Origin of the sequence: Legionella pneumophila subsp. pneumophila str. Philadelphia 1, from assembly GCF_000008485.1 — a bacterium.
GTDB lineage: Bacteria > Pseudomonadota > Gammaproteobacteria > Legionellales > Legionellaceae > Legionella > Legionella pneumophila.
The window spans coordinates 3,258,560-3,274,131 of sequence record NC_002942.5; the positions used below are offsets into that span (position 1 = coordinate 3,258,560).

Sequence of the window (15,572 nt, forward strand, 5' to 3'; positions counted from 1 at the left end):
AAAAGCCTCTAAAATTTATTTAGTCATGCTCAGTTCTGTTATCGCAACTTTTTCTTGATCTGGATTAACCCGACGTCTCCTGGTTGAAAATAAACTATCAGGGCTAATCGTCACTACAACTCCAGTCTGAGGTTGGGATCGAACAGGAATCAGGCTTTTTGCTGGCACTACTTCCTTAGTATCTTTTTCCGTAATTAGTAGATGGGGAGAAACTATGGGTTCCTTTTCAACAGATACGGGAGTAGGCTGAAGAGGTGTCACCCCATTCAAAGCCAGATTGGAACCTGTAATTAATTTTGGTTCACCTTTGATATTGTGTCTCTCAAACCACAATTTGAATGCTGTAGCCAGGTTCCAGAAGTCTTCTTCTTTGCTTAACATTAAAACAAAGCGTGTTACTTTTTTAGGGATTCCAAATTTGAGATTGATGGCGGCTGCTACAGTTTTTGGTGCCCATGCCAAAGTAGCCATCGTTTTGGTTTTCCCCACTCCTTCTACAAATTCAACAGCAGAAATAGCTCCTGAGCGAATAGTAGGCCAGTACATAAACACAATTGGATCGTTGATTAAGCCATTAGCACCGCGAAAAACAGGCGGTAAAACCAAAACATACGCTTTATCTATGGCTTTGCTAAAAAATCCGGGAGCTGTTTTCTTTTCCTTCTCCAAATCCATATTCAACACCATAGTGCCAAATTTTAGAGCTGGAGATAATGGAATTAACGGCTCAGCATCTTTATCCGGTTTGAAATCAATGGGTATCCTTTTAATTAAACCTGAAAATATGACATCCGCTACAAAGCGATTGACGCGTTCATAAACATTAAACGGATCAAAAGACGAAGCTTTGTCTTTCAAATCAGATTTAGGCAACTCCATATGTGCAGCAACATTAATATGCATCAGCAGCAATAAATGGCGCAGAGCCCTGTAATATAAAAATGGAGGCATGCCCACAGTGGATTCCAGAGCCTTGTCCATTAACATACTTGTCGCTTCAAAGGTTAACCCAAATCCTAAAACAGACTCTGGTTTCATGGCCAAATATTTATGGCGCTCACACAGCTCTGGTGTAGTTAAACGAATAATATAGCGGCCATTGAAATATACTCTTAATACTTGCGAGAGAGGCTCACCTACATAAGGAATTAAACTAACCCCGTAAGTCAGTGCATCATTACCCATTAAAACAAGAGGCTCTCTTCCCCAACCTTTAATTTTACGCTTATAGTTACAATCCAATTCATCGCAGATTGAAGGAGGAAGAGATTTTTTATTTGAATTAAATGAGGAAGGGCCTAATGAGTCAAGAACCGCTACATGTGCTACAGTTTGAACTCCTTGCCGCCAGGTGTATGCTTTGACCAGATAATTCGTTAGAGCTAATCCCGATAAAAAAAGAGAATAAGGCGCATACCATGATGCATCCTCATCATAACCCTCTCCGAAATAATTTTGTGCCGTATTGTTTGCAAAATTTAAAGCAACTAACGGTAAAACATCGTTAACAAGAATGTAACCCATTCCATAGGCAATTTTCTTCGCCTGAGGATTGTTGACCAAGGTGGGAACAGCATCACGTAAGGCTATTGCCTGCTCTAACACTTGAAAAGTTGTATTTGCGGTATAGCTAAATACACCAGTCGTGATTTTTGACAATGAGGCGTTGTTCCAAACCCATTTTGAACCTTCCCACAGGCTTGACCCAATTGTTTTGACTCCATTTACCACCGATGAAAACCACTTCATAATGCTCTCCTGCAACAGCGGAATTTCATTTTATGAGTAAAAATTGGGAAATACCAGAGGGAAAGAGCACTTTTCTTGAACTTTATTGAAATTTTTTATAAGAGCTGATGGTCAATTGAACTTTTGTGTTTTAACTGTACAAAAGCTAATCTCAACCCGGATGATTTGATAGAATGAATTTGAAATACAACAGCCAGTCATTTTTATGAGGCATAGATTGTTCATTATCGTTTGATTTTCCTTCATTATGGCTTTGTCTTAAAATAAATTCTTGTTTTTGTATTCGCAAAGATCTTCAATGATGCAAGTCTTGCAATGTGGTTTACGTGCTGTACAGACATAACGGCCATGTAATATTAACCAGTGATGAGCGTCATGTAAAAACTCACGAGGCACTTTTTTTAATAACTCCTGCTCAACCGCCAGCGGTGTATTACCCTTCGCTATGCCAATCCGGTTAGCCACTCTGAAAATATGGGTGTCGACCGCTATGGTTGGCTGACCAAATGCTGTATTCAAAACCACATTTGCAGTTTTTCGGCCAACACCAGGCAATGCTTCCAGCGCCTCTCTCTGGCCAGGAACTTGTCCCTCATGCTGATCAATAAGTATTTCACAGGTTTTCATGATATTTTGTGCTTTGCTATTATAAAGACCTATGGACTTAATGTAATCTTTTAGTCTATCTAATCCCAAATCCAGTAAGGCTTGTGGGGTATTCGCTACCGGGAATAGTTTAGCTGTCGCTTTGTTCACACTGACGTCCGTTGCCTGGGCTGAAAGCATGACGGCAATTAATAACTCAAAGGGGGTACTATACTGCAACTCCGTTGTAGGATGAGGGTTTTGTTCTTGAAAACGTTTGAAAATTTCTTGTGATTTTTGTTTATTCATATGTTTTTTTTGCTTTCACCCGAGCCAAAGCCTCAAGAATATAATTTTGTTTTGCCTGTACGTCTTGAGTATGATCTTGTGCATGGGCTGAAAGTTTCTTTCTTTCCCTATATATTTGCTGTTTTTCATGCTCATCCCGCAACTGGCGCATTTGTTTGGCATTATAACGCTGGCGGGCCAAATCCTTATCATATCCAGCCGCAGGCAAACTAACCATCTCAATGCAGTCAACAGGACAAGGATCCACACACAAGCCGCATCCAGTACACTCATGAGTAATAATGGCATGCATTAATTTACTACTACCAATAATTGCATCAACAGGACAGGCCTTGATGCATTTAGTACAACCAATGCATTCATCCTCTTTGATAGCAGCAACTGAAGGAGGCCGAGTATTATCTATTGCTTCTTTCAAATATGGAGATGCATCAACATGCAGTAATTTTCCCAAAGCTTTTACAGTTTCAACACCACCAGGAGGGCATTTATTAATAGGGGCCGCTCCTTGGGCAAGCGCTTCAGCATAAGGCAAACAACCTGCATATCCGCATTCCCCACACTGGGTTTGCGGCAATAACGCATCAATTTCTTTAACAGAGGCCATTACTTCACCTTCATGCCAGGAAGTGCTCCTGCATCAGGCTGTAATAAATAAATTCCCTGCCCATCCCCTGCCGCCAATACCATGCCTTCAGAAACACCGAAACGCATAGTGCGGGGCTCCAAATTAGCAACCATTACTGTCAAACGCCCAATCAATTCTTCAGCATCATAAGCCTTTTTTATGCCGGCAAAAACCTGCTTTTGAGCATCACCCAAGTCTAAAATCAAGCGCATTAGTTTATCTGCGCCTTCCACAGGCTCTGCATTGACAATTTTTGCAATCCGTAAATCGACTTTGGCAAAGTCCTCAATACTGATTAAGTTAGCGTCCTCAACTGGCGTGTTTTCTTTTACTGGGGTAGTCATCAGAGATTCCTTGCTTTGAACCAACATCGCTTCAATTTTTTCTTTTTCTACTCTAACCATCAAAGGCTTAAAAGTATTGATACGATGGTTTAGCAAAGGTTTATCGATAGAATCCCAGTGTAAAGGCTCAGAATTTAAAAATTCTTCTGAAGCTTTGGCCATCATTGGCAAGACTGGTTTTAAATAGGTTATTAAAATGCGGAATAAATTGATTCCCATTGTGCATATGGCATGAACTTCATTTAATTTGCTTTCATCTTTAGCCAATACCCAAGGTTTATTGGCATCGATGTATTGATTGACTTTGTCAGCACAATCCATGATTTGTCTTATTGCCCGCGCATAGTCTCTTGAAACAAATGCGTCAATCACGGACTCTCTTGCGCTCAGCAAGTCGTTGTATAATTTTTGATCATTCAACTCTGAGCTCAACCGATTATCAAAACGCTTATTAATAAATCCCGCACATCGGCTTGCAATATTCACTACCTTCCCGACCAGATCCGCATTCACCCTATTGACAAAATCGTCAAAATTCAAATCCAAATCGTCTACTCGACCATTCAATTTGGCAGCGAAATAGTAACGCAGATATTCAGGATGCAAGTGAGCCAGATAAGCGCGTGCTTCTATAAAAGTACCGCGCGATTTGGACATTTTCTGCCCCTCAACCGTTAAAAACCCATGGGTATACACGGCCGTAGGTGTTCTGAAACCGCTGGCAGCTAACATAGCTGGCCAGAACAAAGCATGAAAATACACAATATCCTTGCCTACAAAATGATATAATTCTGTTTTTGAAGCCTTATCCCAAAACTCATCAAAAGAAACGCCACGCTCATCGCAATACTTTTTAAAGCTTGCCATATAGCCTATGGGAGCATCTAACCAAACGTAAAAGTATTTATCCGGAACACCGGGGATAGGGAAGCCAAAATAGGGAGCATCGCGAGAAATATCCCATTGCTTTAAACCCGCCTCAAACCATTCGCTGAGTTTATTCGTTACTTCGGTTTGTAAATGCCCCTTTCTTGTCCAATCCTTAAGTAACTCTTCGTAACGCGGCAAATCAAAAAAATAATGCTCTGATTCTTTTTCTACTGGGCTGACTCCCGATATAACAGAAACAGGGTTAATCAAATCCGTCGGCGAATAAGTGGCGCCACAAACCTCGCAATTATCGCCATACTGATCGACAGCAGCACATTTGGGGCAAGTTCCCTTCACATACCTGTCCGGCAAAAACATTTGCTTTACGGGATCATAAAACTGGCGAATTGTTTTCTTGACTATATCACCGCCTGCCTGCAAACGTTCAAATATGGTAGTCGCCAATGCCTGATTTTCAGGTGAATGGGTGGTATGGTAATAATCATAATCAATGGCGAAGGCTTTAAAATCCTTTTCATGACTTAACTTAATTTCGGCGGTTAAAGCTTCCGGAGTAATTCCCAGTTGCTCTGCTTTCAGCATAATGGGTGTTCCATGAGCGTCATCCCCACAAACGCTAATACATTGAATACCCAACATTTTGTGAGTACGGACCCAAATATCTGTTTGAATATGCTCAACCAAATGTCCCAGATGCAAATGCCCATTAGCATAAGGCAGTGCACTGGTCACTAACATTTTTCGTTCACTAGTCATAGTTATAGAATACTCATCACCTATAATAAAGCGACTAATTATAACGCAAAGACAATGGAAATGCTGCAATAGAAAACAGGTTTTTATTGGTAGTTATTTATGAAGTGTTAACTTTTACCGAGATGATCCGATAATTTAAGTACTACTTATTCTCTTATAATTTGTTAATATCAACAGGACTACGAGAAACCACAAGGTCAAGGTAAAAAATGTTTTTAATAAAGAGATTGGGGGGTCGTAAGTCCTGATCAAATTAAATTTTCAACGAGTGAATACACATGGCCAACAATCCAAGACTTATCATAGGCATCAGTGGCTCATCAGGCATAATCTATGGGATTAGACTATTACAAGTCTTGCAAAAACTACCCATAGAAACGCATTTAGTCATTAGCAAAGCAGGGCAATTGACCCGTGCTTATGAAACAAATATTAGTGCCGCAGAACTCAAAGCTTTAGCAGATGTCTATCATCCCTGCACTGACCTCACCGCATCCATTGCCAGCGGCTCATTTAAAACTTTAGGCATGATCATTGCGCCCTGTTCAATGAAAACCTTAGGTGAAATTGCGCATGGTATCAGTAGCAACCTGTTGACCCGAGCCGCTGATGTCGTTCTTAAAGAACGCAGAAAATTGGTGCTCTTGCCGAGGGAAACACCTTTGCATCTTGTTCATCTGAACAATATGGTGTGTATTACACAAATGGGAGGCATTATCTGCCCTCCAGTGCCCGCCTTTTATAATCATCCGCAAAACATAGACGACTTAATCAATGATACCGTTGGGAGAGTACTCGATTTATTTGATTTGGATTGTGGATTGGTGAAACGCTGGGGCGAAACATAAAAAAACGCGGCTAAAGCCGCGTTTTTAATGACCACTTGCTTGTAATATTTTTATATTACTTTGAGCCAGTGAGGGATACAGTAGAAGTTGGGTTCTCAACCACTTCAGGAGTAACATCCTTAGGTTGTGCAAATACCTTAGTAGTGTGGACAGGCTCTTCTTCTTCAGAGCTTGAACTGGAAAGTTGTACAGTTTGTTGTTGCTCAGAACCTTTGCTTAAGCCACTGAATTGGTTTCTACGTACTTCTTCAAATGTCTCATCGTTAACAGGTGTAAACTCTGGGTTGCTGGAAGGCTTTTTGCTACGCAAATTAGAGATGCATTCTCTTAATGCGTTAAAAGCATTAACAACTGTAGCGCCAAGATAAACGCCAGTACTGGTTAAAGCAGCAGCAACACCGGCAGTAGCAGCAACTTGAGCCGCATAACCAGCACCAACTACTGAAGCGATTGATACTCCAAAAACAGAGAAGTTAACTACAGCAGCCAAAGCAGCAGGCCAGAAAGCAACGGTTAAAGCAGCAGCACCAGCAACAACTAAAGAAGACCAAAACGCAACTGAAATTGCCTTTTGATGACTAGAAATGAAATTGGCAACGCTTGTTCCCAAATATTTAACAGCGTCCAGAGTCAAACCAATCAAACCACGGTTTCTTACATAGTTACCATCTTCATCTTGAATGTAGTTACCGCGTTTGTCTTTTGCGTAAGAACCTAAAAATAGGTTAGTTAAACCAGAAAAAACGGCTGCTGGCAAATAAAATACGCCAGTTGCAAATTGTTTTAATGTCATTTTTTTACTCCAAGGTTATAAATCGGAGCAGATTGTAGCAACCCATTTCCTAAATGTGAATTAATTGTGCGCAATATGTTGTTACAAAAGTGTAAAGTAAGTTCATTTTATTGTCTTCATCTCAACCAGGTTTTTGCCAAGAGCTCGATAAAATTTACAATGTATGATCAGGTGATCAGGATTTTCGAAAACCCAAGATAGAAGCAAAAAATGCCATCAATTAAGATGCTTGAATAAGCTAAATGATCAAATTCAAGCGATCAACGTTTTTCGTAAACCCTGAAGATATATTTGATTTGTGCTCGAATTTTAGATTCTAAGTTCTGTCATTTCATAGCCCCCATCAAGAGCCTGATGGTTTGAATCTGTTGAAAAATTCAATGGGTTTGGTCTGTCTTCAGCAGAATCAGTAGAAGTATAATCATTAAATTCTTCATCCACCTCGACTTCAAAAGACTCACTGGCCTCTCCCTCCAAATGACCCATTAAATAACGGTAGGTATCCTCTTCATTGATCTCAACTTGATGTTCCTGCTTATGACCAAAGTATGAATAAACATGTTTAGCAATGCTAATTGATTGTTTCCATGCCACCAGGCCTCCTAAAATTGCTCCAAAAGCAGCTCCAGTAACAATACAGCCCAGGGTTAGCACAGCGAGAGGAAGATGCAATGACGTTAAAAAAGCCAATGGTGCCATTCCAAAAATACTTATGCTGGCAAATGCCGCCAGAACCGGGGGGAAGAACAGAGCCAGAAATGTAACACTCAAACCTACAACCGCCGATCCAATCAAAAGCATTGTCAAATAGCTCTTGTTATTTTTATACCATTCTTTGATTTTATCCCACATAAAAAACTCCAAACCAAAATTTCAGGGATTATATCATTAATTTAACTGTGTGGGTTAAATATGAACACATTTTTGATATCGAGTGGGATCATCTACTCCAGCACTCTTAAAACCCCGCTTTCTAAAAGTACAGCTATCACACTGTCCGCAAGCTTCACCTGCTTCATTCGCTTGATAGCAGGAAACCGTTAATCCGTAATCAACACCAAGTTCAGTACCTAATTGAATAGTCTGCACTTTGCTCAGATATTGCAGAGGAGCATTGATAGTAAAGCGATCGCCTTCAATTCCTGCTTTCGTTGCCAAGTTTGCCAAAGATTGGAAAGATTCAATAAACTCCGGGCGACAATCAGGATAATGGGAATAATCAACAGAACTGGCACCAATAAAAATATCTCTGGCACCAATTGATTCAGCATAACCCAAAGCCATAGCCAAAAAAATAGTATTACGGGCTGGGACATAGGTGACTGGTATTTCCGGGCTTTCCTTGAATTCGGGGACCTCAATAGATGCATCAGTCAAAGCGGAGCCACCAAATAAAGCGATATCCAGGGTGACTATTTTATGATCAGCTGCACCCATATGTTTCGCAATTCGAGTTGCGGCACACAGTTCTGCGGAATGCCTCTGGCCGTAAGAAAAGCTTAATGCATAACAAGCAAACCCCTGAGATTTAGCCAACGCGAGACAAGTCGTTGAATCCAAACCGCCAGAAAGCAAGACCACAGCTTTTTTCATAATGCAAAACCTCAAAAAATTGGAACAATTGCTTGCTCTTAAAAATTCCTGCTAAAATGCAGGTCAATTATGCCACAATATGGAATGTGATGACGACACCTCTATATCCAATAATTTTAGCCGGGGGCTCTGGCACTCGACTATGGCCTTTATCAAGACAAAATTTTCCTAAGCAATTTTTAAAATTAAATGGCGAATTGTCTTTAATTCAACAAACCATGAAAAGAGCGATGGGATTGCCTGGCAATCAAACCATTATCGTAAGTAATGATGCCCATTACTTTATCTGTCAGGATCAATTGCAAGATTTTAATGCACAAACCACTTACTTGCTTGAGCCTTGTGCAAGAAATACAGCCCCCGCGATAGCATGCGCAGCCCATTATTTGGCAAACACAGTAGGAAAGGATGCTGTCATGCTGGTTTTACCCTCGGATCACTGGATAGCTGATGATGAAATCTGGCTGGCCGCCATGTTAGAGGGGGGACAATTTGCCTCAGAAAACAATGCGATAGTGACATTTGGGATAAAGCCTGATAGCCCCAAAACCGGTTATGGCTACATTGAGGCCGGCACCACTTTATCCAGTGATATAAAGCAAGTTTTGAGCTTTAGAGAAAAACCAGACGCGCACACTGCCGCACAATTCGTCAGTAAAGGGAATTATTTCTGGAATAGCGGCATGTTCATTTGTCGTGCAGGGGTTTATCTTGAAGAGCTGGAACAATTTGAAGCCAACATCTACCAATTCAGTCAACAAGCATTGACCCTTGCGCAGCATCATCATGATTTTTTGCGCCTTGATCTGGATTGTTTTTCTCAATGTAAAGAAGAGTCTATAGACTATGCCATAATGGAAAAAACAGACAAAGCTGTTGTAATACCCATTTCAATACAATGGAGCGATCTGGGCTGCTGGACCGCTGTGGCCGACGCGAACAAACAAGACGAACAAGGCAATACTCTCATTGGAAATGTCATCGCCCAGGATAGTCACAATTGCCTCATTAATAGTGAAGAGTTGTTAGTCACAACCGTTGGCATTCAGGATCAAATCATCGTTGCAACGAGTGACGCTGTGTTAGTTGCCGATAAACGCTATTCGCAACAAGTGAAAGATTTGGTTCACTCCTTACGCAAAGATCATCCTCATTTAACTCAAGATCATCAACGTGTTCCCAGACCATGGGGGTATTATGAAGTGCTGGCAGAGGGCACCTCATTCAAAGTCAAACGTCTTATGGTGAAGCCTGGTGCAAAACTCTCTTTACAAACGCATCAGCATCGGGCCGAGCATTGGGTTATCGTTGGCGGTGAGGCCGAGGTAGTTAATGGAAACAATACGTTCCGATTATCAAAAAACCAATCCACCTACATTCCGAAAAACGCATTGCATCGATTAAGTAACCCACATAATGAACCACTTTATGTTATCGAAGTACAAAGTGGCTCCTATCTGGGCGAAGACGACATCAAACGCTTTGATGATATTTATTTAAGAAAGGAAGTTGAACTGGCAGAGTGAATTCTATCCAAAACAGCTCTCTTGATTCCACTCACTGTGCTTAGCACTCTTGCCTAAGTTGCAATACACTTTATCCCTATTCCTGCAAATTTTAGTATCAATACTGTAAAGCCAACCGCATTCATCTTGTACCCAAAATAAATACTATGTTATAAAAAAGAACAAATTTGCTTTTTATAGTATCATTTATATAGGTAATTAACAAAAATTAAAAAAGAGATGACTTTATGGCAACCAGTAGTTTAATTCTTCAATCTTACCTGAAAACCCTCAAAACAGATGAGAAATCTGAACTACGCTATGAAGACAAAGTAGAAGAACTTCTTGAATACAATAGCAATGCCAAAGGAAGCGATTTTCTAACGCCACTGAGTTTTTATCTGCCCATTATTGAAAATACTGATGAAGTCATGCTTCGCTACATGAGTGAAGAAAACAAGCAGAAACTCATACGAGATCTGCAAGTTGCCTACTTACTTTTACTCACACAAAAAAAATACGAGGAAGAACATCAGAAATATGAAAACATAAAAACCTATGCGCAGCACATTAAACGATGTGAAGAACTGCTAGACCACCTCAATTATAATCAAGTCTGCAAAGAACAAAAAAGAGCGCCCTCTCCAGAACATGGCTATGCCAGCGATGGTTATCCAGTAAAGTACTTGAGCATTTTTTTGGGTAAAGAACTGGCAGAAATGATAGTCGATTCTATGGATCGCAAAACCAAAACCATCAAAGAATCAATGGGCTGGTTTAATGAAAAACGTTTGTATTGGGTTTGGGCATCCAGCCTGCTCAAAGTGATACTCGCTGCATTACCTGATGATTTTTTCAATGTCGGTCAGGCAACCCAGGTAGTCAAAGCCCCTGACCCTTATACTGGAACCCTGAGTTGGGCTTTGTATTATTTTCGCTTTTCCCTCAATATGTTTTTGCTACTCAAACATACAATTAGTGGTCCATGGATGAGTGAGAGGGAAAAAAAGACACCGTGGACAGAACGGTTCCTCACCCAGTGGGATCAAAGAAAATTCACCTTGCTCAATGACTCCATCTGGGCAACAGGAAACTTGATTTGCTTTTTCTGGCTTACTGGCAAAGGCGCTCTCGGGACCTGGGGTGATGTATTGACTTTGGCATTGCTAGTCTTTGACATCAGCATAGCCATTTGGGATTACGAAGAGCAAAAGACTCGCCACAACAAAGAAATGCTGGCTTATGAGGAAGACATTAAAAAATTAAAGCAGTTAATTAGCAAGGCAGAAGAAGAACCCGGAAAAGAGGATGAAAAGCTTAGAATAATCAAAGAATATGAATTGCAATTGCAAGGTTTAATGCGGGCGCAAAAAGAATCTGAAAGAAATTGGGATCTGCAAAAAGTCAGTTTATATGCAGGTATAGCTTATGCTGTCGGACTCATGCTCGCTTTTGCATTACTGGCTGCGCCTTTCTTCCCCGTTTCCGGACCGGCTTTACTGGCAATCACCATAACAGGCGCTGTTCTTTGCCTGGCTTTTACAGTGATTTATAATGGTGTGAAAGGCGGCATGGAAGTCTACAAAGCACATTGCTCCGCCAAGGAAGCGAAAGAAGGATATAATAACAAGATCGAGCTATTTAAACTCTTATTGGAAAAAAATCCATCACTGGATGATAATGAAAAAAAATTTCTCTTCCTGGAAATCAAAAAATTAAAGGCAGAAACTGAATACCAGAAGCAAATGGTTGTTTTTCAAACCATGCATTTGCTACGTTCGGTGATTTTGGAATCATTTATACCAGCCGTTGTTTTTGCCAGCTTCGTGTTTTTACCGTTAGGAATTGGATTTGCCGTGTTGGGCGCCACAATTGGTGTTGCCTTGGCGACCAACTTAATGATTAATGCTGCTTTCAAACCTGCGAAAGAGGAAGTCAAAGCCTTTGATGAAAAGGAATATGAGGCTTTTTGTAAAGATCCGGATAATTGGAGTAAACCCTCCAAATCAAAACAAGGGTTCTTTCAGTCCAAAGAGAAAAAACCTCTTTTAGATAACGTTGCTGCAAAAACACAGGAAAAAGAAAAGGATAGGCTAGAGCTGCTGGATGATGAGAGCAGTATACCTCTGTTGTTAAGTAGCAAAAACAATCCCAGCATATAATCTTCATTACATCTTGGGACAATTGCCAAAAAAGTGTATAATTGCTCATTTTTTTATATGTTAGCTTGGATCTTTTTTGCAGATGGTCCAAAAATCCAATTTATAATTTTGGCATAACTAATGGTTAAACATGAATCTCGAACAATTATATGATGTCATAGTCGTTGGCGGAGGGCATGCTGGTACAGAAGCAGCGCTTGCAGCAGCACGCTTGGGTGTAAAAACCTTGTTATTGACCCATAACATAGACTTGCTTGGACAAATGTCCTGCAATCCAGCCATAGGGGGCATTGGTAAAGGTCACCTGGTTAAAGAAATTGATGCCCTTGACGGGGCCATGGCTAAAGCCGCCGATCAGGCGGGGATCCAATTTCGAATTCTTAATGCCTCAAAAGGACCTGCCGTTCGAGCCACACGCGCACAAGCTGATCGTGTTTTGTATAGAAAAGCCATTCGCACACAATTGCAATCACAGGCTAACTTAACCATATTTCAACAAGCAGTTGATGATTTGAAAATTGAAGGCGGATTAGTCACTGGTGTTGTAACCCAAATGGGGCTCACGCTCAAGGCACGCGCTGTTGTATTAACAGTAGGAACTTTTCTGGGTGGCAAGATTCATGTCGGTATGAACCAATACGCAGGAGGCAGGGCAGGAGATCCTCCATCCATTGCGTTATCTAAAAGCTTGCGGGATTTGGATTTACCGGTAGGGCGTTTGAAAACAGGAACTCCTCCTCGAATTGACAGACGCACCATTGATTTTAGCCAGATGGTGGAACAACCAGGTGATACCCCGGTTCCAGTATTTTCCTATTTGGGAGCGGCAAGCGACCATCCTCAACAAGTACCATGCCATATTACCCATACTACAGAAGCCACTCATGACATAATAAGAAATAATTTGGATAAATCGCCAATGTATGCGGGAGTCATTGAAGGAGTTGGCCCTCGTTATTGCCCCTCGATAGAAGACAAAATTGTTCGCTTTGCTGATAAAACATCTCACCAGATTTTTGTGGAACCGGAAGGTCTGACAACGGAAGAAATATACCCTAATGGAATTTCTACCAGCCTCCCCTTCGAGGTACAAGTGCAATTTGTGCGCACCATTAAAGGTTTTGAAAACGCCCACATCACCAGGCCAGGTTACGCCATCGAGTATGATTATTTTGATCCACGCGGATTAACCTCATTTTTGCAAACCAAAGCCATTCCTAATTTGTTTTTTGCCGGGCAAATCAATGGGACAACCGGATATGAGGAAGCAGCAGCACAAGGAATTATAGCGGGCATGAATGCGGCATTGCAAATCAAAGATCAAGAGTTATGGTGTCCGCGCAGAGATGAGGCCTACATAGGTGTACTTATCGATGATTTGATTACGTGCGGAACGCAAGAGCCCTATAGAATGTTTACTTCAAGAGCAGAGTATCGTTTGCTATTACGTGAGGATAATGCCGATTTAAGACTAACTGAGAAAGGTCGACAGCTTGGCTTGGTAGGTGATGAACGATGGGACAGCTTTTCCAAAAAGCGTGAAGCAATTGAGTCCACTCAAGCTTTGTTATACAACAGCTGGGTGAGGGTTCATCATAATGATTTGTTTAAAGAGACTTTGTTTAATCCAATGCAACACGATTGCCGTGCCGTTGAATTTTTAAAACGACCGGAGATAAATTATCAGCATCTTTTAATGATGGATGATTTGAATTTGCCTGAATTGCCACAAGAAATAACAGAGCAAATTGAAATTCAGAATAAATATGCCGGGTACATAGACAGGCAACAACAAGAAATTGAGAAATTACGCAAGCATGAAAACACCCTGCTCCCAGAGACTTTGGATTATAATGACGTCGTTGGTTTATCGAGTGAGGTCATTCAAAAACTAAACCGGATTAAACCAACTTCCTTGGCTCAAGCCGGGCGGATTTCTGGCGTAACACCTGCCGCGCTGTCTCTTTTACTTGTTCATCTGAAAAAGAGTCGGCTTCCAGTATGATAGATAATACGAAAATAAGATCATTGCTTGAAAAGGGTTTAGCCGAGTTTAAACTCGATTCCATCGGCGACCTCTTGCTTGATTTTTTGCTCCTGCTCAATAAATGGAATAAAACATATAACCTCACTGCAATACGTGATATTGAAACCATGGTCAGCAAGCACCTGTTCGACAGTCTGGCTATTTTACCCTGGATAAAGGGAAACCATATTATCGATGTGGGTACTGGCCCGGGTTTACCTGGCATCCCTTTGGCTATTGCCAAACCTGACTTACAATTTGTATTATTGGACAGTAATGGGAAAAAAATTCGCTTTCTCAATGAAGTAAAACGTCAACTCAATATAAAAAACATTGAACCAATACAAATTCGAGTAGAGAACTACCACCCAAACCAAGGTTTTGATACAGTAATAAGCAGAGCATTTAGCAGTCTCGAACAAATGATAAAATGGACTCAACATCTTGTCGCTCAGGATGGTTTGTGGTTAGCCATGAAAGGGCGGTTTCCGGATACTGAATTGGTTCCGATTCATCAAACATACCGAGTTGAGAGGTATGCTGTCCCGGGTATCGAGGGAGAGCGTTGCTGTGTGCTTATTAACAACACGAACAAGGAATAATTATGGCGAAAGTCATAGCCATTGCCAACCAAAAAGGTGGAGTAGGTAAAACAACCACAGCCATCAATTTATCTGCATCTCTTGCCGCATCCAAACAGCAAGTTTTGCTGATCGATTTAGATCCTCAGGGTAATGCGACGATGGGTAGTGGGGTAGATAAAAGACAGTTGGTTCACACAACCAATGATGTCTTGTTACGTGATTGCCTGGCTGAGCAGGCATGCCTTGCGACAACTTGCGGATATGATTTAATTCCCGGTAACGAAGATTTAACGGTTGCAGAAGTCAGCCTGATGGAGCGCAATCATCGGGAAACTTTCTTATTTAAAGCGTTACAACCCATCCAGTCCAATTATGATTTTATTTTAATTGACTGCCCTCCTGCTTTGAATACATTAACCATTAACGCCTTTGTTGCTGCTGACTCTGTTTTGATACCCATGCAGTGTGAATACTATGCTTTGGAAGGATTGGCTGCTTTGTTGTCAACCATTGAGCAAGTGAAATCGACGGTAAATTCGCGTTTGCACATCGAAGGCGTGCTTCGTACCATGTATGATGCACGTAACAGATTATGCGCCGAAGTTTCCAAGCAGTTATTAGAGCATTTCCCTGCAAAAGTGTATAGAACCGTTGTGCCACGCAATGTAAGACTGGCCGAAGCGCCAAGTCATGGAATGCCTGCCTTGCAATATGATAAATCCTCACCGGGAGCAGCAGCTTATATGGTTCTCGCTGCCGAAGTGATTAGTAAACAAACTGTAGCCAGTTAATTTGGGGT

The 15,572-nt window shown here is 41.2% G+C and carries 13 protein-coding genes; 6 read left to right on the forward strand and 7 right to left on the reverse strand.

What is annotated here, in order from left to right; genetic code table 11:
- Nucleotides 1-15: 15 nt before the first annotated feature.
- The 4 genes from LPG_RS14525 to metG form a co-directional block, all read right to left on the reverse strand.
- On the reverse strand, nt 16-1,767 hold the full coding sequence (locus LPG_RS14525; RefSeq protein WP_010948565.1) for a lpg2879 family Dot/Icm T4SS effector: 1,752 nt from the start codon (nt 1,765-1,767) through the stop codon (nt 16-18).
- 240 nt (nt 1,768-2,007) lie between these two features.
- Nucleotides 2,008-2,643 carry an endonuclease III gene (gene nth / locus LPG_RS14530; RefSeq protein ID WP_010948566.1) on the reverse strand — a complete coding sequence of 212 codons (636 nt, stop codon included), beginning with the start codon at nt 2,641-2,643 and terminating at the stop codon, nt 2,008-2,010.
- Entirely contained in the window at nt 2,636-3,250 is a 615-nt protein-coding gene (locus tag LPG_RS14535) for an RnfABCDGE type electron transport complex subunit B (RefSeq protein WP_010948567.1), read from the reverse strand. Before LPG_RS14535 ends, nth begins: the two co-directional genes overlap by 8 nt.
- Nucleotides 3,250-5,262: a methionine--tRNA ligase gene (gene metG / locus LPG_RS14540; RefSeq protein WP_010948568.1), complete on the reverse strand. Its 2,013-nt coding sequence runs from the start codon at nt 5,260-5,262 to the stop codon at nt 3,250-3,252. Before metG ends, LPG_RS14535 begins: the two co-directional genes overlap by 1 nt.
- A 278-nt stretch (nt 5,263-5,540) precedes the next feature.
- Between metG and LPG_RS14545 the strand changes: the two genes are divergently transcribed.
- Nucleotides 5,541-6,110 carry a UbiX family flavin prenyltransferase gene (locus LPG_RS14545; RefSeq protein ID WP_010948569.1) on the forward strand — a complete coding sequence of 190 codons (570 nt, stop codon included), beginning with the start codon at nt 5,541-5,543 and terminating at the stop codon, nt 6,108-6,110.
- 55 nt (nt 6,111-6,165) lie between these two features.
- On the opposite strand, the gene LPG_RS14550 is transcribed toward LPG_RS14545, so the two are convergent.
- The 3 genes from LPG_RS14550 to queC form a co-directional block, all read right to left on the reverse strand.
- Nucleotides 6,166-6,903 carry a lpg2884 family Dot/Icm T4SS effector gene (locus LPG_RS14550; RefSeq protein ID WP_010948570.1) on the reverse strand — a complete coding sequence of 246 codons (738 nt, stop codon included), beginning with the start codon at nt 6,901-6,903 and terminating at the stop codon, nt 6,166-6,168.
- Between the two features lie 309 nt (nt 6,904-7,212).
- The gene (locus tag LPG_RS14555; RefSeq protein ID WP_010948571.1) at nt 7,213-7,767 is read right to left on the reverse strand and encodes a lpg2885 family Dot/Icm T4SS effector; all 555 of its coding nucleotides are present in this window, start codon (nt 7,765-7,767) and stop codon (nt 7,213-7,215) included.
- A gap of 42 nt (nt 7,768-7,809) precedes the next feature.
- The gene (gene queC, locus LPG_RS14560; RefSeq protein WP_015443906.1) at nt 7,810-8,496 is read right to left on the reverse strand and encodes a 7-cyano-7-deazaguanine synthase QueC; all 687 of its coding nucleotides are present in this window, start codon (nt 8,494-8,496) and stop codon (nt 7,810-7,812) included.
- Between the two features lie 89 nt (nt 8,497-8,585).
- Here queC and LPG_RS14565 point away from each other — a divergent pair, with 89 nt between their 5' ends.
- From LPG_RS14565 to LPG_RS14585, 5 genes are all read left to right on the forward strand, one after another.
- Nucleotides 8,586-10,022 carry a mannose-1-phosphate guanylyltransferase/mannose-6-phosphate isomerase gene (locus tag LPG_RS14565; protein WP_015443905.1) on the forward strand — a complete coding sequence of 479 codons (1,437 nt, stop codon included), beginning with the start codon at nt 8,586-8,588 and terminating at the stop codon, nt 10,020-10,022.
- Nucleotides 10,023-10,249: 227 nt separating this feature from the next.
- The gene (locus tag LPG_RS14570) at nt 10,250-12,163 is read left to right on the forward strand and encodes a lpg2888 family Dot/Icm T4SS effector (RefSeq protein ID WP_010948574.1); all 1,914 of its coding nucleotides are present in this window, start codon (nt 10,250-10,252) and stop codon (nt 12,161-12,163) included.
- A gap of 130 nt (nt 12,164-12,293) precedes the next feature.
- A complete protein-coding gene (gene mnmG, locus LPG_RS14575; RefSeq protein WP_010948575.1) occupies nt 12,294-14,168 on the forward strand; it encodes a tRNA uridine-5-carboxymethylaminomethyl(34) synthesis enzyme MnmG in 1,875 nt (624 codons plus the stop codon).
- Entirely contained in the window at nt 14,165-14,791 is a 627-nt protein-coding gene (gene rsmG / locus LPG_RS14580; protein ID WP_010948576.1) for a 16S rRNA (guanine(527)-N(7))-methyltransferase RsmG, read from the forward strand. The genes mnmG and rsmG overlap by 4 nt, the downstream gene beginning before the upstream one ends.
- 2 nt (nt 14,792-14,793) lie before the next feature.
- Nucleotides 14,794-15,564, forward strand: a complete 771-nt coding sequence (locus LPG_RS14585) for a ParA family protein (RefSeq protein WP_010948577.1) — start codon at nt 14,794-14,796, stop codon at nt 15,562-15,564.
- Nucleotides 15,565-15,572: the final 8 nt, after the last annotated feature.

What these genes read in the sequence shown, in the direction of transcription:
- mnmG (WP_010948575.1), top strand. Translation starts at nt 12,294, where the DNA reads ATGAATCTCGAACAATTATATGATGTCATAGTCGTTGGCGGAGGGCAT.
- LPG_RS14565 (WP_015443905.1), top strand. Translation starts at nt 8,586, where the DNA reads ATGACGACACCTCTATATCCAATAATTTTAGCCGGGGGCTCTGGCACT.
- nth (WP_010948566.1), bottom strand. Translation starts at nt 2,643, where the DNA reads ATGAATAAACAAAAATCACAAGAAATTTTCAAACGTTTTCAAGAACAA.
- LPG_RS14550 (WP_010948570.1), bottom strand. Translation starts at nt 6,903, where the DNA reads ATGACATTAAAACAATTTGCAACTGGCGTATTTTATTTGCCAGCAGCC.
- LPG_RS14585 (WP_010948577.1), top strand. Translation starts at nt 14,794, where the DNA reads ATGGCGAAAGTCATAGCCATTGCCAACCAAAAAGGTGGAGTAGGTAAA.
- metG (WP_010948568.1), bottom strand. Translation starts at nt 5,262, where the DNA reads ATGACTAGTGAACGAAAAATGTTAGTGACCAGTGCACTGCCTTATGCT.
- LPG_RS14570 (WP_010948574.1), top strand. Translation starts at nt 10,250, where the DNA reads ATGGCAACCAGTAGTTTAATTCTTCAATCTTACCTGAAAACCCTCAAA.
- rsmG (WP_010948576.1), top strand. Translation starts at nt 14,165, where the DNA reads ATGATAGATAATACGAAAATAAGATCATTGCTTGAAAAGGGTTTAGCC.
- LPG_RS14545 (WP_010948569.1), top strand. Translation starts at nt 5,541, where the DNA reads ATGGCCAACAATCCAAGACTTATCATAGGCATCAGTGGCTCATCAGGC.
- LPG_RS14535 (WP_010948567.1), bottom strand. Translation starts at nt 3,250, where the DNA reads ATGGCCTCTGTTAAAGAAATTGATGCGTTATTGCCGCAAACCCAGTGT.
- queC (WP_015443906.1), bottom strand. Translation starts at nt 8,496, where the DNA reads ATGAAAAAAGCTGTGGTCTTGCTTTCTGGCGGTTTGGATTCAACGACT.